Origin of the sequence: Bacillus sp. FSL K6-2861 (assembly GCF_038630725.1) — a bacterium.
Classification (GTDB): Bacteria; Bacillota; Bacilli; order Bacillales; family Bacillaceae; genus Bacillus; species Bacillus velezensis.
Map to the genome: position 1 here is coordinate 56,860 of NZ_CP152037.1, position 18,671 is coordinate 75,530.

At 46.4% G+C, this 18,671-nt stretch carries 17 protein-coding genes and 2 tRNA genes; all 19 read left to right on the forward strand.

What is annotated here, in order from left to right; translation table 11 throughout:
- Nucleotides 1-176: 176 nt before the first annotated feature.
- Nucleotides 177-1,547 (forward strand): bifunctional UDP-N-acetylglucosamine diphosphorylase/glucosamine-1-phosphate N-acetyltransferase GlmU, encoded by a 1,371-nt coding sequence (gene glmU, locus NYE62_RS00315; protein WP_004264658.1) that lies wholly within the window; start codon nt 177-179, stop codon nt 1,545-1,547.
- Nucleotides 1,548-1,568: 21 nt separating this feature from the next.
- Nucleotides 1,569-2,522: a ribose-phosphate diphosphokinase gene (locus NYE62_RS00320; protein WP_007409928.1), complete on the forward strand. Its 954-nt coding sequence runs from the start codon at nt 1,569-1,571 to the stop codon at nt 2,520-2,522.
- 84 nt (nt 2,523-2,606) lie between these two features.
- Nucleotides 2,607-3,215, forward strand: a complete 609-nt coding sequence (locus NYE62_RS00325) for a 50S ribosomal protein L25/general stress protein Ctc (protein ID WP_029326252.1) — start codon at nt 2,607-2,609, stop codon at nt 3,213-3,215.
- 84 nt (nt 3,216-3,299) lie between these two features.
- A complete protein-coding gene (gene pth, locus NYE62_RS00330) occupies nt 3,300-3,866 on the forward strand; it encodes an aminoacyl-tRNA hydrolase (RefSeq protein WP_015239025.1) in 567 nt (188 codons plus the stop codon).
- 61 nt (nt 3,867-3,927) lie between these two features.
- A complete protein-coding gene (locus NYE62_RS00335) occupies nt 3,928-4,158 on the forward strand; it encodes an anti-sigma-F factor Fin family protein (protein ID WP_004264650.1) in 231 nt (76 codons plus the stop codon).
- Between the two features lie 69 nt (nt 4,159-4,227).
- Entirely contained in the window at nt 4,228-7,761 is a 3,534-nt protein-coding gene (mfd, locus tag NYE62_RS00340; protein ID WP_025650339.1) for a transcription-repair coupling factor, read from the forward strand.
- A gap of 136 nt (nt 7,762-7,897) precedes the next feature.
- Nucleotides 7,898-8,434 carry a stage V sporulation protein T gene (spoVT, locus tag NYE62_RS00345; RefSeq protein WP_004264646.1) on the forward strand — a complete coding sequence of 179 codons (537 nt, stop codon included), beginning with the start codon at nt 7,898-7,900 and terminating at the stop codon, nt 8,432-8,434.
- A gap of 168 nt (nt 8,435-8,602) precedes the next feature.
- Nucleotides 8,603-10,183, forward strand: a complete 1,581-nt coding sequence (locus tag NYE62_RS00350) for a polysaccharide biosynthesis protein (RefSeq protein WP_040238636.1) — start codon at nt 8,603-8,605, stop codon at nt 10,181-10,183.
- The gene (gene mazG / locus NYE62_RS00355; protein ID WP_033575245.1) at nt 10,173-11,648 is read left to right on the forward strand and encodes a nucleoside triphosphate pyrophosphohydrolase; all 1,476 of its coding nucleotides are present in this window, start codon (nt 10,173-10,175) and stop codon (nt 11,646-11,648) included. Before NYE62_RS00350 ends, mazG begins: the two co-directional genes overlap by 11 nt.
- A gap of 1 nt (nt 11,649) precedes the next feature.
- Nucleotides 11,650-11,910, forward strand: coding sequence for an RNA-binding S4 domain-containing protein (locus NYE62_RS00360; RefSeq protein ID WP_007409934.1), 261 nt, complete (start codon nt 11,650-11,652; stop codon nt 11,908-11,910).
- A gap of 78 nt (nt 11,911-11,988) precedes the next feature.
- Nucleotides 11,989-12,291, forward strand: a complete 303-nt coding sequence (gene yabP, locus NYE62_RS00365; RefSeq protein ID WP_004264638.1) for a sporulation protein YabP — start codon at nt 11,989-11,991, stop codon at nt 12,289-12,291.
- Nucleotides 12,288-12,923, forward strand: a complete 636-nt coding sequence (yabQ, locus tag NYE62_RS00370) for a spore cortex biosynthesis protein YabQ (protein ID WP_144665028.1) — start codon at nt 12,288-12,290, stop codon at nt 12,921-12,923. Before yabP ends, yabQ begins: the two co-directional genes overlap by 4 nt.
- Nucleotides 12,924-12,940: 17 nt before the next feature.
- A complete protein-coding gene (divIC, locus tag NYE62_RS00375; protein ID WP_004264632.1) occupies nt 12,941-13,318 on the forward strand; it encodes a cell division protein DivIC in 378 nt (125 codons plus the stop codon).
- A gap of 80 nt (nt 13,319-13,398) precedes the next feature.
- Nucleotides 13,399-13,785: a S1 domain-containing RNA-binding protein gene (locus NYE62_RS00380; RefSeq protein ID WP_004264630.1), complete on the forward strand. Its 387-nt coding sequence runs from the start codon at nt 13,399-13,401 to the stop codon at nt 13,783-13,785.
- A 158-nt stretch (nt 13,786-13,943) separates the two neighbouring features.
- A tRNA-Met gene (locus NYE62_RS00385) sits at nt 13,944-14,020 on the forward strand.
- Between the two features lie 9 nt (nt 14,021-14,029).
- Nucleotides 14,030-14,101, forward strand: a tRNA-Glu gene (locus NYE62_RS00390).
- A 209-nt stretch (nt 14,102-14,310) separates the two neighbouring features.
- On the forward strand, nt 14,311-16,800 hold the full coding sequence (gene spoIIE, locus NYE62_RS00395; RefSeq protein WP_007409936.1) for a stage II sporulation protein E: 2,490 nt from the start codon (nt 14,311-14,313) through the stop codon (nt 16,798-16,800).
- A gap of 67 nt (nt 16,801-16,867) precedes the next feature.
- The gene (locus NYE62_RS00400; RefSeq protein WP_004264624.1) at nt 16,868-17,605 is read left to right on the forward strand and encodes a VWA domain-containing protein; all 738 of its coding nucleotides are present in this window, start codon (nt 16,868-16,870) and stop codon (nt 17,603-17,605) included.
- A complete protein-coding gene (locus tag NYE62_RS00405; RefSeq protein WP_007615197.1) occupies nt 17,571-18,572 on the forward strand; it encodes a serine/threonine-protein kinase in 1,002 nt (333 codons plus the stop codon). Before NYE62_RS00400 ends, NYE62_RS00405 begins: the two co-directional genes overlap by 35 nt.
- The last annotated feature ends 99 nt before the right edge of the window (nt 18,573-18,671 follow it).

Below are 18,671 nucleotides of genomic sequence, written 5' to 3' on the forward strand. Positions count from 1 at the left end.
AGGACTGCTGATAAAGGCTGACACAAGGCCTTTTCCGGCAGTCCTTTTTTAAATCTGATTTTTCAGTAATAAAGCGATTACATAGAAAATTCTTGCACTTTTTGATGTCTTCTTGAAATCAACAGCTATTTAGGATATATTTTTCTATGGATAAAAGGGATATTGGAGGCCATTAAATGGATAAGCGGTTTGCAGTGATTTTAGCTGCCGGAAAAGGAACGAGAATGAAATCGAAGCTTTACAAGGTCCTTCATCCGGTATGCGGAAAGCCTATGGTAGAGCACGTCGCAGACGAAGCTCTGAAATTATCTTTAGCGAAGCTTGTCACCATCGTAGGACACGGCGCCGAAGATGTGAAGAAGCAGCTCGGACAGAAAAGCGATTACGCTCTCCAAGCAGAACAGCTCGGTACGGCTCATGCGGTCAAACAGGCAAAACCATTTCTTCACGGAGAAAAGGGTGTCACGATCGTTATTTGCGGCGATACACCGCTTCTGACGGCGGAGACGATGGAAGCCATGCTGAATGAACATACAGACAAAGGTGCAAAAGCCACGGTGTTAACGGCCGTTGCCGACGATCCCGCCGGATACGGAAGAATCATCCGCAGTGAAGACGGCGCCGTTCAAAAAATCGTGGAGCACAAGGATGCTTCGGAGCAAGAACGTCTTGTGAAAGAAATTAACACGGGAACGTACTGTTTTGATAACGAGGCTCTTTTTCGTGTCATCGAACAGGTTTCGAATGAAAATGCCCAAGGCGAGTATTATCTGCCGGATGTGATCGAAATCCTCAAAGACGAAGGCGAAACTGTTGCCGCTTACCAGACTGGTAACTTCCAAGAGACGCTCGGAGTGAATGATAGAGTCGCTCTTTCTCAGGCTGAAATGTATATGAAAGAGCGTATTAACAAACGGCATATGCAGAACGGAGTCACTTTAATCGATCCGATGAATACGTACATCTCACCTGACGCACGTATCGGACAAGATACAGTTATTTATCCCGGAACTGTGTTAAAGGGACAAGCTGAAATCGGCGATGAATGCGTCATCGGCCCCCACACTGAGATAGAGGACAGCTCAATCGGCAGCCGCACTGTGATTAAACAATCCGTTGTCAATCGCAGCAAAGTTGGGAATGATGTAAATATCGGTCCTTTTGCTCACATCAGACCCGATTCCGCAATCGGCAATGAAGTGAAGATCGGAAACTTTGTTGAAATCAAGAAAACACAATTCGGCGACCGAAGCAAAGCATCTCATCTAAGCTATATCGGTGATGCCGAAGTGGGCACGGATGTGAATCTGGGCTGCGGCTCCATCACGGTCAATTATGATGGGAAGAAAAAGTATTTAACCAAAATTGAAGACGGCGCCTTTATTGGCTGCAACTCCAATCTGGTCGCTCCTGTTACAGTGGGAGAAGGCGCGTACGTCGCTGCGGGTTCAACCGTAACTGAAGATGTGCCGGGCGAAGCGCTTGCCATTGCCAGAGCAAGACAAGTAAATAAAGAAGATTATGTGAAAAACATTCATAAAAAATAATCCTAAAATCGGAGGTTTACCATGTCTAACGAATACGGAGATAAGAATTTAAAGATTTTTTCTTTGAATTCAAATCCAGAACTTGCAAAAGAAATCGCGGATAATGTAGGGGTTCAATTAGGAAAGTGCTCTGTTACAAGATTCAGTGACGGAGAGGTCCAGATCAACATAGAAGAAAGTATTCGCGGCTGTGATTGCTATATCATTCAGTCTACAAGTGCGCCGGTCAACGAGCACATCATGGAATTGCTGATTATGGTTGACGCTTTAAAGCGCGCTTCCGCGAAAACAATCAACATTGTCATTCCGTACTACGGTTATGCGCGCCAGGACAGAAAAGCAAGATCACGTGAACCGATTACGGCAAAACTTTTTGCAAACCTGCTTGAAACAGCGGGTGCGACACGCGTGATCGCGCTTGATTTACACGCGCCGCAAATTCAAGGTTTCTTTGATATTCCGATTGACCACTTAATGGGTGTTCCGATTTTAGGCCATTACTTTGAAGGTAAAGACTTGAAAGATATCGTTATTGTTTCTCCTGACCACGGCGGTGTGACGCGCGCCCGCAAACTTGCGGACCGTCTGAAAGCGCCGATCGCGATTATCGACAAACGCCGTCCTAGACCGAATGAGGTAGAAGTGATGAACATCGTCGGTAACGTGGAAGGTAAAACAGCGATTCTGATCGATGATATTATTGATACGGCCGGCACAATCACACTTGCCGCTAACGCGCTGGTTGAAAACGGAGCTGCAGAAGTGTATGCATGCTGTACGCACCCTGTACTGTCAGGCCCTGCCGTTGAGCGGATCAATAACTCTAAAATCAAGGAGCTTGTCGTAACGAACAGCATTAAGCTTCCTGATGAGAAAAAAATCGAACGCTTTAAGCAGCTTTCTGTCGGACCGCTTCTGGCTGAAGCGATTATCCGCGTTCACGAGAAACAATCTGTCAGCTATTTATTCAGCTAAACCGAAACTTTAAGGTTTAAATCCCAGTTATTGTGGGTATTGTTCTAATAGGACGATAAAACGATAATTAGGATGGTGCTGAATATGGCAACTTTAAAAGCAAATGAAAGAACCGATTTTAAACGTTCGACGCTTCGGAAAATCCGTCATTCAGGACATGTTCCAGGGATTATATACGGTAAAGAAACAACGAATACGCCTGTCTCTTTAGACAGTGTCGAATTGCTTAAAACATTGCGGGACGAAGGAAAAAACACGATTATCACAATTGATGTCAACGGAAATCAGCAATCGGTTATGGTGACTGATCTTCAGACAGACCCGCTCAAAAACGAATTGACGCACGCCGATTTTCAAGTCGTGAATATGAGTGAGGAGCTGGAGGCCGAGGTGCCGATTCAGCTGACGGGAGAGGCTAAGGGAGTCAAAGACGGAGGCGTCATCCAGCAGCCGCTGCATGAGCTTTCGATCAAGGCTAAGCCGAAGGACATCCCTCAGACAATCAATGTTGATATTTCCGGGCTTGAAATGAATGATGTGCTGACCATCGCAGATCTGACTGCTGACGGCAATTATACATTTACAAACGACCCGGAAGAAGTCGTGGCTTCCATCCTTCCTCCTAAGCAGGAAGCATTCGAAGAAGATGCAGAACCGTCTCCTGGGGAAGAGCCCGAAGGAGAAAATCAATAAGCGCTTTAAGACGTAACCCGCCCGAGGTTACGTCTTTTGTGCTAGAATGAGAAGAATTACAGCGATGTTGAGGGAGGATTTACGATGCTTGTGATTGCCGGTCTCGGTAACCCCGGGAAAACCTATGAGAACACGAGACATAATGTCGGCTTTATGGCCATTGACGAGCTTTCTAAAGAATGGAATATTGAATTGAATAAAACGAAATTCAACGGACTTTACGGAATCGGTTTTGTTTCCGGAAAAAAAGTTCTACTTGTTAAACCGCTTACATATATGAATTTATCAGGGGAATGTTTGCGGCCGCTACTGGATTATTATGATGCCGATCATGAAGATCTGAAAGTCATATACGATGACCTTGATCTTCCGACGGGAAAAATCAGGCTCCGGACGAAGGGGAGCGCAGGCGGACATAACGGAATTAAATCGCTTATACAGCACCTCGGAACCCCTGAATTTGACCGGGTCAGAATCGGAATCGGCCGCCCCGTCAACGGAATGAAAGTCGTTGACTATGTACTGGGAGCTTTTACGAAGGAAGAAGCGCCGCATATCAATGATGCCGTCTCAAAAACCGTAAAAGCCTGCGAAGCTTCCTTAACGAAACCATTTTTAGAAGTCATGAACGAATTTAATGCAAATGTATAAGATAAATAATGGGAGACCATACTAGGGAAAAATGATTTTTTCACATCAGGAGGTCCAACGTATGGCTTTGCATTATTTCTGCCGCCACTGCGGCTTTAAGGTAGGGAGCCTGGAATATTCGACGGTGCCGACACAGTCACTTGGATTTCAGCACTTAACAAATGAGGAAAGAAACGATATGATTTCATATAAAGACAATGGAGATGTCCATGTTCTTACAATTTGTGAAGACTGCCAAGAGGCGCTGGAGCGCAATCCGCACTACCATGAACACAACACATTTATTCAATAAGAAGCTTTGGTGTAGATTCTAGACCAAAGCGTTTTTCTGTTCTTGCAGAAAATAGAGAGGAGGGCCCATATGGACAACATTCAAACCTTTATTAAAGAAAGCGATGATTTTAAATCCATTGTCAACGGTTTACATGAGGGGCTGAAGGAACAGCTGCTTGCGGGTCTGTCAGGTTCCGCGCGTTCTGTTTTTACCTCCGCCCTTGCACAGGAAACGAAAAGGCCGATTTTCTTTATCACCCATAATTTATATCAGGCCCAAAAAGTGACGGAAGATCTGACGGCGCTACTCGGGGATCAATCTGTTTTTTTATACCCCGTGAATGAATTGATTTCTTCAGAAATTGCGGTAGCGAGCCCTGAACTGCGCGCTCAGCGGCTTGATGTCATTAATAGATTAACAAACGGAGAAGCGCCGGTCGTTGTGGCGCCCGTGGCGGCAGTGAGAAGAATGCTTCCGCCGAAGGAGCTGTGGAAAAGCAGCCAGCTCGTCATTTCACTCGGAGACGAAATAGAACCGGATCAGCTGTCCGCGCGCCTTGTAGAGGTGGGGTATGAGCGTTCCGACATGGTTTCTGCACCCGGTGAATTCAGTATTCGCGGCGGAATTATCGACATTTATCCGCTGACGTCGGAGCATCCGGTGCGAATTGAACTGTTTGATACGGAGGTCGATTCCATCAGAAGCTTCAATTCTGATGACCAGAGATCAATTGAGACGCTCAAACATGTGGCGATCGGACCGGCGAAGGAATTGATCATCAGGGCGGAAGAAAAAGCCCGGGCGATGGAAAGGCTCGATAAAGGGCTTGCCGACAGTCTGAAAAAGCTGAAGCAGGACAAACAAAAGGAAATGCTTCATATCAATATCTCACATGATAAAGAACGGTTATCAACGGGACAGACTGATCAGGAACTTGTGAAGTATCTCTCGTACTTTTACGAAAAACCTGCTAGTTTGCTAGATTATACACCGGCAGACACGTTGTTACTGTTAGACGAGGTCAGCCGCATTCATGAAATGGAGGATCAGCTGCAAAAAGAAGAGGCCGAATTTACGACAAGTCTGCTCGAGGAAGGGAAAATTCTGCATGACATTCATTTATCCTTCAGCTTTCAGGAGCTTATGAGCGAAAAGCGGCGCCCGGCTATTTATTATTCATTATTTTTGCGTCATGTCCAGCATACAAGCCCTCAGAATATCGTGAATGTGACAAGCCGGCAGATGCAGAGTTTTCACGGGCAGATGAATGTGCTCGCAGGTGAAATGGAGCGCTTTAAGAAATCAAACTTCACCGTCGTCTTTTTAGGCGCAAATAAGGACAGAACCGACAGATTGGCATCCGTGCTGGCTGATTACGAAATTGAAGCCGCAAAAACGGACAGCTCCAAAGCGCTTGTGCAAGGACAGGTCTATGTCATGGAAGGCGAGCTGCAATCCGGTTTTGAACTGCCGCTGATGAAGCTGGCCGTCATTACGGAGGAAGAGCTGTTCAAAAACCGAATCAAGAAAAAGCCGAGAAAGCAGAAGCTGACAAATGCCGAACGGATCAAAAGCTATTCCGAGCTTCAGGTCGGTGACTATGTCGTCCACGTCAACCACGGGATCGGTAAGTATTTGGGGATCGAAACACTAGAAATCAAAGGCATTCATAAAGATTACCTCAACATTCATTATCAGGGCAGCGATAAGCTGTACGTCCCTGTAGAACAAATCGACCAGGTGCAGAAGTACGTCGGCTCTGAAGGAAAAGAACCGAAGCTTTATAAACTGGGCGGCAGTGAATGGAAACGGGTGAAGAAAAAAGTTGAAAACTCCGTTCAGGATATTGCCGATGATCTGATTAAGCTTTATGCGGAACGGGAAGCAAGCAAGGGCTATGCGTTCTCGCCGGATCATGAAATGCAGCGGCAGTTCGAATCTGCTTTCCCTTATCAGGAAACAGAGGACCAGCTCCGTTCCATTCAGGAGATTAAAAAGGATATGGAAAGAGAGCGCCCGATGGACCGTTTGCTTTGCGGTGATGTGGGTTACGGGAAGACGGAGGTAGCCATCCGAGCGGCCTTTAAAGCGATCGCAGACGGAAAGCAGGTCGCGCTTCTTGTGCCGACGACAATACTCGCGCAGCAGCATTATGAAACCATTATGGAGCGTTTCCAGGACTATCCGATTAACATCGGTCTTCTCAGCCGATTCAGAACGAGAAAAGAATCCAATGAAACGATTAAAGGCCTGAAAAACGGAACGGTAGACATCGTAATCGGAACCCACAGGCTCTTATCTAAAGACGTCGTCTATAAAGATCTCGGCTTGCTCATCATTGATGAAGAGCAGCGCTTTGGCGTAACGCATAAGGAAAAAATCAAACAGATCAAAGCCAATGTCGATGTGCTGACTCTTACAGCGACGCCGATACCGCGCACGCTTCATATGTCCATGCTCGGTGTGCGGGACTTATCTGTTATTGAAACGCCGCCGGAAAACCGTTTCCCTGTTCAGACATATGTCGTGGAATACAACGGCGCGCTTGTGCGGGAAGCCATCGAAAGAGAACTGGCGCGCGGAGGACAGGTATATTTCTTGTACAACCGCGTGGATGACATCGAGCGGAAGGCTGATGAAATTTCCATGCTTGTTCCCGATGCGAAAGTGGCATATGCCCACGGAAAAATGACCGAAAATGAATTGGAAAGCGTCATGCTCAATTTTCTGGAAGGGGAATCAGACGTCCTTGTCAGCACGACTATTATTGAGACAGGCGTAGATATACCAAATGTCAATACCTTGATTGTGTTCGACGGAGACAAAATGGGGCTGTCTCAGCTGTATCAGCTGAGAGGACGGGTCGGCCGTTCCAACCGCGTCGCTTATGCGTATTTTACGTACCGCAGAGACAAAGTGCTCACTGAGGTGGCGGAAAAACGGCTGCAGGCGATTAAAGAATTTACCGAGCTGGGATCAGGCTTTAAAATCGCCATGCGTGACTTGACGATCAGGGGAGCGGGGAACCTTCTCGGCGCCCAGCAGCACGGCTTTATCGACTCAGTCGGTTTTGACCTGTACTCGCAAATGCTCAAGGAAGCGATTGAAGAGCGGAAAGGCGATATTCCGAAAAGCGAACAGTTTGAGACAGAAATCGATATCGAGCTTGACGCGTATATTCCTGAAAACTATATACAAGACGGCAAGCAAAAAATCGACATGTACAAACGGTTCAGGTCAATCGCCACAATTGAGGAGAAAAATGAGCTTCAAGATGAAATCATCGACAGGTTCGGCAGCTACCCTAAAGAAGTTGAATGGCTGTTTACGGTTGCTGAGATGAAGGTATACGGAAAATATGAACGCGTCGAACTCATCAAGCAGGATAAAGACGCGATCAGATTTACCATTTCTGAAGAGGCCAGCGCACAGATTGACGGCCAGAAATTGTTCGAACTCGGCAATAAATACGGCCGGCAGATCGGACTGGGAATGGAAGGGAAAAAGCTGAAAATCTCAGTACAGACGAAAGGCCGCAAAACGGAAGAGTGGCTGGAGACCGTGCTCGGTATGCTGAAAGGCCTTCAGGATGTGAAGAAAGAAACAATCGCGTCTTCATAAAAATTGTTACTCTCTGGTGTATATTACATTTGATGTGACGGATACTAATTTCAAGCGAGTGGCGGAAGCTACATAAAGTAAAGAGCTTTAGTACTTTCCCTTAAATATCATCACATGAAAGAGAGGCACCAGAGAGATGAAAGCTACAGGTATCGTACGTCGTATTGATGATCTAGGACGGGTCGTCATTCCTAAAGAAATTCGGAGAACACTGCGAATCAGGGAAGGAGACCCGCTTGAAATATTCGTTGACCGCGACGGAGAAGTTATATTGAAAAAATATTCTCCTATCAGTGAGCTTGGCGATTTTGCGAAGGAATATGCAGATGCTTTGTATGACAGTCTCGGCCATTCCGTCTTGATTTGCGACCGTGACGCGTATATTGCCGTTTCAGGCAGTTCGAAAAAAGAATTTCTGAACAAAGCCATCAGCGATTTGCTCGAAAAAACGATGGATCAGCGCAGCTCAGTGGTAGAAAACGACGTGAAGTCCGCGCAGCTTGTTAATGACATTGATGAAGATATGAGCTCCTATACAATAGCTCCGATCGTGGCAAATGGCGATCCTATTGGTGCCGTGGTCATCTTTTCCAAGGAACAGGCACTTGGAGAAGTAGAACATAAAGCGGTAGAAACGGCAGCCAGTTTTTTGGCGAGACAAATGGAGCAGTAGGTCTTATTACCATTATTGAAATAAGAAAACGGAGAAAGAGCAGCTCTTATACAAGTGCTGTTCTTTTTTATATTCATATGTGCTCTCTATCGGTTCGGCCGTTAGGATTGTGATATAATAAGCTCGTTTTATAGACGTAATTTTCTAGCGGCTGGAAGGAGCTTTTGGATGAACGATTCAGTTGGCGCCAAGCGGCAATCGGCATGGAAAGGTGCTTTTGTGCTCGTCGTTGCGGGCATCGTGACGAAGATATTAAGCGCCGTGTACAGGGTTCCTTTTCAGAATATTGTCGGTGACGTCGGATTTTACATTTATCAGCAGGTGTATCCGTTTTTAGGGATCGCGGTCATGCTGTCAACATCCGGTTTTCCGGTAATCATCTCAAAATTAATGAACGATTATAGCGATCATAAACAAAAAATAATGAAAATTTCCGCCCTTTATGTCACGGCGGCCGGACTTGTTCTGTTTGCGCTCATGTATGCCGGCGCGGCGCCGTTGGCCGGTTTTATGGGTGACGACCGCCTTGTGATGCTGATAAGGGTCGCGGCGTTCGCTTTCATACTGTTTCCGTTTACGGCGGTTTTCCGGGGGTATTTCCAAGGCGTGCATGATATGATGCCGTCAGCCTTATCCCAGATTACGGAACAGCTTCTTCGCGTGGCGGTGCTTCTCGGTTTATCCTTCTGGCTTTTGAAAAGCGGCCGTTCATTATACGCGGCTGGTGCGGGGGCGGCCTCGGGATCAATTGCCGGGAGCTTGGCGGCCCTTTGTGTATTGGCTGTTTTCTGGTATAAGCGGGAAGAAACCAAGAAAGACGGCGGACATATCGAAACGGCCGTCATTGTAAAAAAGCTGCTGCTTTATTCAGTCACCATCTGTATCAGCAGTGTACTCATGCTTTTGATTCAGCTTGTAGACGCCTTAAACTTATATTCACTGCTTTCAGACGGGACGGAGAGCCATGCCGCGAAACAGCTGAAAGGCATATATGACCGCGGACAGCCGCTCCTTCAGCTGGGAACCGTGTTTGCCGTCAGTATCGCCGCGTCATTGGTTCCTTCAATTTCAAAAGCGGTGCATGAGAATAAGCCGTTTATCATAAAAGAGAAAGCGACATCAGCCGTCAAGCTCTGCCTTGCGGTAGGGATCGGTGCATCAGCCGGGCTTTTTTGCATTCTAGAGCCGGTGAATATCATGCTTTTCCAAAACAGTGAGGGGACGCAGACCTTACAAATATTCAGCTTATCTATCTTTTTTGCCTCGATTGCGCTTACGGCAGCCGCGATTCTGCAAGGAGCGGGACATACCGTTTTCCCCGCCGTATCCGTTTTGGCGGGAGGGGCGCTGAAATGGGTGCTGAATGTTTGGCTGGTCCCCGGCTGGGGTATTACAGGAGCGGCACTGGCGACCGTCTTGGCATTTGCCGCAGTTGCGTGCCTGAATCTCCGGAGAATTTGGTCGAAGGGCTGGCTGACGAATATCGGAGGCGTGATTGCCCGTCTGTGCTGGTGCAGTCTGCTGATGGTCTTCTTTCTCCTCGTATATATGAAGCTTTGGCAGCTATTTGTTCCTGTCAGCAGGGCCGGAGCTGTATGTGAGAGTCTGTCTGCGTCGGTCATCGGAGGGCTATTGTTTATTTATTGTATGATAAGAATGAAGATTTTCACGGACGAAGAGCTGAGCGGCCTTCCTTTCGGCAGTGCTTTAAGCAAATTGAAAAAGAGGAGAGAAAAACATGGCAGGTAACATTACGGTCGTCGGCCTCGGCGCCGGAGACATGGATCAGTTGACAGTGGGCGTACATAAGCTGCTGACTCAGGCGAAGCATTTATATATAAGAACGAAAGACCACCCTTTGATTCCGGAATTAGAGCAAGAGACGGAAGCGGTCATCCGGTATTTTGATGATATTTATGAAAAACATGATCAGTTTGAAGCGGTCTATGAAGAGATCGCGGACATTCTGTTTGAAAAAGCGAAGCAAGAGGATGTCGTCTACGCTGTGCCCGGGCATCCGTTTGTCGCTGAGAAAACCGTTCAGCTGTTATTTGAACGCCGGGAAGAACAACAGGCAGCTGTTCATACTGCCGGAGGGCAAAGCTTTCTGGATGCCACTTTTAATGCATTGCGAATTGATCCGATTGAAGGGTTTCAATTTACGGATGCGCAAACAATGACGCCGGATGAGCTCGAACTCCGCCATCACCTGATCATTTGCCAGGTTTATGACCAAATGACGGCCTCTGAGGTGAAGCTGACGCTTATGGAGAAATTGCCTGACGACTATGAAGTGGTCATCGTCACGGCAGCCGGAAGCAAGGGAGAAAAGATGACCAAGGTGCCTTTGTTTGAGCTTGACCGCAATGTAGAAATAAATAACTTAACAAGCGTGTATGTTCCGCCGATTAAAAAAGAAGAACTCCTTTACCAGGAATTTTCTGCATTCCGAAGTATTATTCGCGAGCTTCGCGGGCCGAACGGCTGTCCGTGGGATCAAAAGCAGACACACCAGTCATTAAAGAAGTATATGATTGAGGAATGCTACGAACTGCTTGAGGCCATTGACGAAGAGGACACGGATCACATGATAGAAGAACTCGGGGACGTCATGCTTCAGGTTATGCTGCACGCCCAGATCGGAGAAGACGAGGGGTATTTCTCAATTGATGATGTCATCAGAGACATCAGTGCGAAGATGGTCAGACGGCACCCGCACGTGTTTAAGGATGTTAAGGTTCAGGATGAACATGATGTCGTCGCCAACTGGGAAGAAATCAAAAAGGCGGAAAAGCAAACAACATCCACTTCATTGCTGGATGCCGTGCCGAAAACACTGCCTTCTCTTGCAAAAGCGGCCAAGCTTCAGAAAAAAGCCGCAAAAACCGGCTTCGACTGGGATGACGTTCAGGATATATGGGATAAAGTAAATGAAGAGCTGAAGGAATTTTCTGCAGAGGCTTCCGCCGAATCAGCAGATGAAATCAGCTTAAAAGCTGAATTCGGCGATGTTTTATTTGCATTGGTCAATATCGGCCGATACTATAAAATTGAGCCTGAGGAAGCGCTCGCCATGACAAATGACAAATTCCGCAGACGCTTTGCTTATATTGAGAAAGAAGCGGCGGCAAAGGGACTTGAATTGACCGCAATGTCACTTGAGGAAATGGACAAATTGTGGGATGAAGCAAAAGAAATGGAGAGGAGATTCTGATATGAGACTTGATAAGTTTTTAAAAGTATCCAGATTGATTAAACGCCGCACATTGGCGAAAGAGGTCGCCGATCAAGGGAGAATCACCGTTAACGGGAATCAGGCGAAAGCCAGCTCAGACGTAAAAGCCGGTGATGAACTGACGGTCCGCTTCGGCCAGAAACTTGTCACCGTGAAGGTAAACGAATTGAAAGAAACAACGAAAAAAGAAGAAGCCGCGGGCATGTATACAATCGTCAAGGAAGAAAAACTCGGCGAATAGGCTTGTTCTAAACAAGGCTCCCGCCTCATACAATGCAGTAATAATGCTAAAAGTATCGAGGATATGGGGGCTGAATAGATGAATTCATATTATGAGCAAAAAGGTTCTTCTTCTGTTCCGGAACAGCATGATGTAACGATGAAAGGGAGAAAGCATTTAGACATTTCGGGCGTCAAGCATGTGGAAAGTTTTGACAACGAAGAGTTTTTGCTGGAAACGGTTATGGGAATGCTTTCCGTCAGAGGCGAGAACCTGCAGATGAAAAATCTTGATGTGGAAAAAGGGATTGTATCTATAAAAGGCAGGGTGTTTGACCTTGTATATTTAGACGAGCAGCAAGGGGATAAAGCTAAAGGGTTTTTTAGCAAGTTGTTTAAATGACGCTGACCACCCAATTTTATACGATGCTGGCAATGACCGGTATGGGCGCCTGGCTCGGAGCGTCGCTTGATACATACAGGCTGTTTGTCAGCCGCGCCAAAACGGCCAGATGGCTGTTATTCATTCATGACATTCTCTTTTGGATTGTACAAGGTCTGCTGTTTTTCTATGTGCTGCTCAACGTGAATGAAGGAGAACTCAGGGTATACATTTTCTTGGCTGTCTTACTGGGGATTGCGACGTACCAAAGCCTGTTTAAACGAATGTATATAAAAATACTGAAATTTGCCATTCATCTTGCGGTGTCTCTTTACCAATTCGCAAAAAAGCTCATTCAACACGTGCTGTTCCGTCCGGTGCTTCTGCTCTTTAAGCTGCTCATCGGGCTGATCACGGTTGTTTCTTTATACTCCTATCAGGTGAGTGCCTTTTTTGCGAAGTGTCTTTTTAAGATCGTAACGTTTTTGCTGTATCCGCTGTTTTTCCTGTTGAAACAATTATTGAAACTTCTTCCTGAAAAGTGGCGTCTTACTTTCAAACGATATTTTCAAAAAAGTGCAGGATTTTTACAAAAGAGCAAGAAACTAATCATAACAATCAGATCGACCATGATACGTATTTTGAAAAGGTGAAAGGAGGACCGTCTGGTTTGAATCTATCTAGAGAACGTACAATAACTGAAATCCAAAACGACTATAAAGAGCAGGTTGAACGGCAATCCCAGCTTATGAAAAGAAGGCGGAAAGGGCTTTTCAGACGGTTGATCGTATTCGGCGCCCTTGTGTTGTTGACGGCTATTGTCTTAGCGGGTTCTCTGTGGTCACAGACCTCTTCCCTTAGCGCAAACGAAGAAAAGAAAGCTCAGCTGGAAAAACAAGTGAAAGAATTGAACGCGAAACAGGCTGATTTAAAAGATGAAATTTCCAAATTAAAGGATGAGGATTACGTCACAGAGCTTGCCAGAAGAGACTTGTTTATGTCAGGAAATGGTGAGATACTCTTCAATGTAGAAAAGAAGAGCAAGTAGCCTTGTTGACACTTAAATTTTTATTTAGGTATAATTAAACAAACGATCTTTTTATAAGCCTAAGGAGGAGCACTTTTTTTATGTCGATTGAAGTTGGCAGCAAGTTGCAAGGGAAAATAACAGGTATTACAAATTTCGGAGCATTTGTTGAATTGCCTGGAGGCTCAACCGGTCTCGTTCATATCAGTGAGGTAGCCGATAATTATGTTAAAGACATTAACGAGCATTTAAAAGTCGGCGATCAAGTTGAAGTGAAAGTCATCAACGTTGAAAAAGACGGGAAAATTGGTTTATCAATTAAAAAAGCTAAAGACCGTCCGCAAGCCAGACCTAGAAATGATTTCCGTCCGAAAGAATCTTTTGAACAGAAAATGAACAAGTTTCTTAAAGATAGCGAAGACCGCTTATCATCTTTAAAACGAAACACGGAATCAAAACGTGGAGGGCGCGGAGCAAGAAGAGGATAACTTGCTGCTTTCTATAAATACATGGAGCATCCGTCTATCCCAGCGGGTGCTTTTTTTGTATGCGCCATTATAGTCAGAAAATTAAAACTTCAAAGTTTCTGTTGACGGAATGAAGAAACCTTTGTATTATATAACTTGTGCTTATAAGCACCTTATATGGCGGTGTAGCTCAGCTGGCTAGAGCGTACGGTTCATACCCGTGAGGTCGGGGGTTCGATCCCCTCCGCCGCTACCATATATATCTGGCCCGTTGGTCAAGCGGTTAAGACACCGCCCTTTCACGGCGGTAACACGGGTTCGAATCCCGTACGGGTCATCAAGCGAATCGGCTTCTGTTGCAGAAGCCGGTTTTTTCATATTTAGACAACTTTTTGAGAAATGTCGGAGGAAATACGAAAGGAAAGGGGAACAAGGGAGAAAGCGTCGAAGAGTTCTTTGGAATTGTTACCTTCTTTTGACAAAATCCTATCTGGGCTTTCATTTATAATGACAAGCAACGAATAAAACAGGTGGGGGATGAGAGCAATGGAAAAAGCGGAAAGAAGAGTGAACGGGCCGATGGCGGGACAAGCTCTGGAAAAACTGCAATCGTTTTTTGAAAAGGCGGCAAAGCTTACAGTCCATCAAGCGCATTCACTTTTTTTCTATAAGGGTTTCATTTATGTCGTGATCGGTTTTTTACTTGGACGGGCTTTCATATTATCTGAGGTTCTTCCGTTTGCGCTGCCGTTTTTCGGAGCGATGCTTTTGATCAGAAGAGATAAAGCCTTCTATGCTTGTCTGTCTTTACTTGCGGGCGCTTTAACCATTTCGCCGAAACACTCTTTATTGATTCTCACAGCTTTGGCCGTCTTCACTCTATTTTCAAAAATCGGTACATATATCGTGCAGGACCGGGTGAAGATGCTGCCGATCGTGGTGTTTTTCTCTATGGCTGCGGCGAGAATCGGATTTGTTTATTTTGAGAGCGGCGCTTTTACCACCTATGATTATGTGATGGCTGTTGTCGAGGCGGGCCTGGCCTTTATTTTGACGCTGATCTTTTTGCAAAGCCTGCCGATCTTCACGATCAAAAAAGTGAAGCAATCGTTAAAAATAGAAGAAATCATCTGTTTTATGATCTTGATCGCATCCGTTTTAACCGGGCTTGCCGGTGTTTCATTTCAGGGAATGCAGGCTGAACATATCCTGGCCCGCTATGTCGTGCTGAGTTTTTCCTTTGTCGGCGGGGCAAGCATCGGCTGTACGGTCGGTGTGGTGACCGGACTGATCCTCGGGCTTGCGAATATCGGGAACCTCTATCAAATGAGTCTGCTTGCGTTTTCCGGGCTTCTTGGCGGGCTGCTGAAAGAAGGAAAGAAAGCCGGAGCCGCAGTCGGGTTAGTGATCGGCTCACTGCTGATTTCATTATATGGAGAAGGGTCTGCCGGATTAATGACCACTCTTTATGAATCTTTGATTGCCGTTGTTTTGTTTTTGATTACGCCCCAATCGATTACGAAAAAGGTGGCGCGATACATACCGGGCACTGCTGAGCATAGTCAGGAACAGCAGCAGTACGCGAGGAAAATCAGAGATGTCACCGCCCAGAAAGTAGACCAGTTCTCCAATGTGTTTCATGCCTTGTCGGAGAGCTTCGCCACCTTTCATCAGACGTCTTCTGATGAGCAGGCGGAAGAAGGGGAAGTGGATCTCTTTTTAAGCAAAATCACGGAGCATTCGTGCCAATCCTGCTATAAGAAAAGCAAATGCTGGGTTCAAAACTTTGATAAAACATATGACTTAATGAAACAAGTTATGCATGAAACAGAAGAAAAACAGTATGCTTCAAACCGCAGATTAAAAAAGGAGTTTCAACAGCACTGTTCCAAATCCAGACAGGTGGAAGAGCTGATTGAGGACGAACTTGCCCACCATCACGCCCATCTGACACTGAAGAGAAAAGTTCAGGACAGCAGAAGGCTTGTTGCCGAGCAGCTGTTGGGGGTTTCTGAGGTCATGGCGGACTTTTCTCGGGAAATAAAACGGGAGAGGGAGCAGCATTTTATTCAGGAAGAACAAATGATAGAGGCGCTTCAGCATTTCGGAATCGAGATTCAGCATGTCGAGATATACAGCTTGGAGCAGGGCAATATTGATATCGAAATGACAATCCCGTTCAGCGGAGGACACGGCGAGAGTGAGAAAATTATCGCCCCGATGCTGTCTGACATTCTTGAGGAGCAGATACTTGTCAAAAGCGAACAGCACTCGACTCATCCGAATGGCTACAGCCATGTCGCGTTCGGTTCGACCAAGTCGTACCGGGTATCGACAGGCGCGGCTCATGCGGCAAAAGGCGGCGGCCTTGTCTCCGGCGACAGCTACAGCATGATGGAACTGGGGGCGAGAAAGTATGCGGCCGCGATCAGTGACGGCATGGGCAATGGGGCGAGGGCCCATTATGAGAGCAACGAAACGATTAAGCTGCTCGAAAAAATTCTCGAATCAGGTATTGATGAAAAAATAGCGATCAAAACGATCAACAGTATTCTGTCTTTACGGACGACAGACGAAATTTACTCAACTCTCGATCTTTCTATCATTGATCTTCAGGATGCAAGCTGCAAATTCTTGAAGGTCGGTTCAACGCCGAGTTTTATCAAGCGGGGAGATCAAGTCATGAAAGTGCAGGCCAGTAATCTGCCGATCGGCATCATCAATGAATTTGATGTGGAGGTTGTAAGCGAACAGTTAAAAGCGGGAGATCTGCTCGTCATGATGAGTGACGGTATTTTTGAAGGACCGAAGCACGTTGAAAACCACGACCTGTGGATGAAACGGAAAATGAAAGGGCTGAAAACCGAAGATCCGCAGGAAATCGCTGATATATTAATGGAAGAGGTCATCAGAACGCGTTCCGGCCAAATCGAAGACGATATGACGGTGGTTGTTGTCCGGATTGACCACAACACGCCGAAATGGGCTTCCATACCTGTGCCGGCGGTTTTCCAAAATAAAAAGGAGATTTCTTAATCATTTCGTATAAATCACTTTCCTTCTGGCGAAGATGGGACTAATCGTATCACCGGGAGGAATGTATGTGAATAAGGGACATTTAAATCAAGTTCTGCTGATTACAGATGGCTGCTCCAATCATGGTGAAGACCCGATCGCAATGGCGGCTTTCGCCAAGGAGCAGGGGATTACGGTGAATGTTATAGGAATTATGGAAGAAAACGCGATTGACCAAGAGGCAATGAAGGAAGTTGAAGGCATCGCCATGGCCGGAGGCGGCGTCCATCAAGTTGTGTATGCGTCACAATTGTCTCAGACGGTTCAAATGGTGACGAAAAAAGCAATGACCCAGACGCTGCAAGGTGTCGTCAATCAAGAGCTTAAACAAATCTTAGGGAAAAACGTTGAAATGGAAGAGCTTTCTCCTGAAAAACGCGGAGAAGTGATGGAAGTGGTTGATGAACTCGGCGAAACGGTTCATCTGCAAGTGCTTGTACTGGTTGATACGAGTGCCAGTATGGCACCGAAACTGCCGACTGTGAAAGAAGCGCTGATCGATCTTTCCATCAGTTTAAATTCCCGGGCCGGGCAAAATGAATTTGCAATGTGTATATTTCCCGGGAAAAGCCAGGAAGTTGAGCTTGTGCTGAATTGGACGCCGAAGCTTGAATCCCTTTCTGCACTCTTTGCGAAGCTGTCGACCGGCGGTATCACCCCTACGGGCCCCGCTATCCGGGAAGCGACGCAGCAGTTTGAGAGAATCCGCTCAAGAAGGAGCATGTTGGCAGATGATGAACGACGCTTTAACGAGTTTGGCATGTAGTCTGGCACCGGGGACGGCAATTCAGGGCAAATGGAACGGCAAATCCTACAGATTGCTCAAACAGCTTGGAAAAGGGGCTAACGGTATTGTATATCTGGCAGAAGCATCAGGCGGACAGGTCGCTTTGAAAATAAGCAGCGACAGCATGTCTGTTACCTCTGAAGTGAATGTCTTAAAATCCTTTTCAAAGGCCCGGTCGCAAACGATGGGGCCTTCTTTTTTTGATGCGGACGACGCGTTTATTCCGCAGCTGAATAAAAATGTCTCTTTTTACGTGATGGAGTACATAGAAGGGCCGCTTCTTCCGCAATATATCAGCAGTAAGGGAGCGGAGTGGATTCCGGTGCTGATGGTGCAGCTTCTTTCCAGCCTGTCAGTCCTTCATCAGCAAGGGTGGGTTTTTGGCGACCTCAAACCGGACAATCTCATTGTAACCGGACCACCGGCTGCCATTCGCTGCATTGATGTAGGGGGAACGACAAAACAGGGCCGCGCGATTAAAGAGTATACGGAGTTTTACGACAGGGGTTATTGGGGGTATGGAACAAGAAAAGCAGAACCATCCTATGACCTGTTTGCTGTCGCAATGATCATGATCCACTGTGTCCAGAAGAAAGAGTGCAAAAAGTCAGGACAGCCGAAAGAACAGCTTCGTTCTATCATTGAAGGCCACCCGTTTCTGAATAAGTATAAGAAGGTTCTGTTTTCTGCTTTAAACGGGCAATATCCGTCTGCGGAAGCCATGAAGCATGACATCCTGACGGCGGGGCAGAGTGCCGGGAGCAAAAGGAAAGCCGCCGCCAAGCCTAAGCCGCCGCAATCAAAACCGCGGCAGGGCACTGTATCTCAAACGCGGTATAAACCTAAACAAAAACCCGCAAAGCACAATGGTTTGTTTGAAACAACACTTATTTTAATCAGCGTTCTCGCCCTTTATTTCGCTTACATCGTCTTTTTTCTCATCTAAAGCCGGCCGGACGCCTGCGCTCATGCTTCTTCTTTGCTTGGAGGGAATGAAAGTGATAGGATATGTATATCTTTAAAAAACCTGCTCATTGTGAGGGGG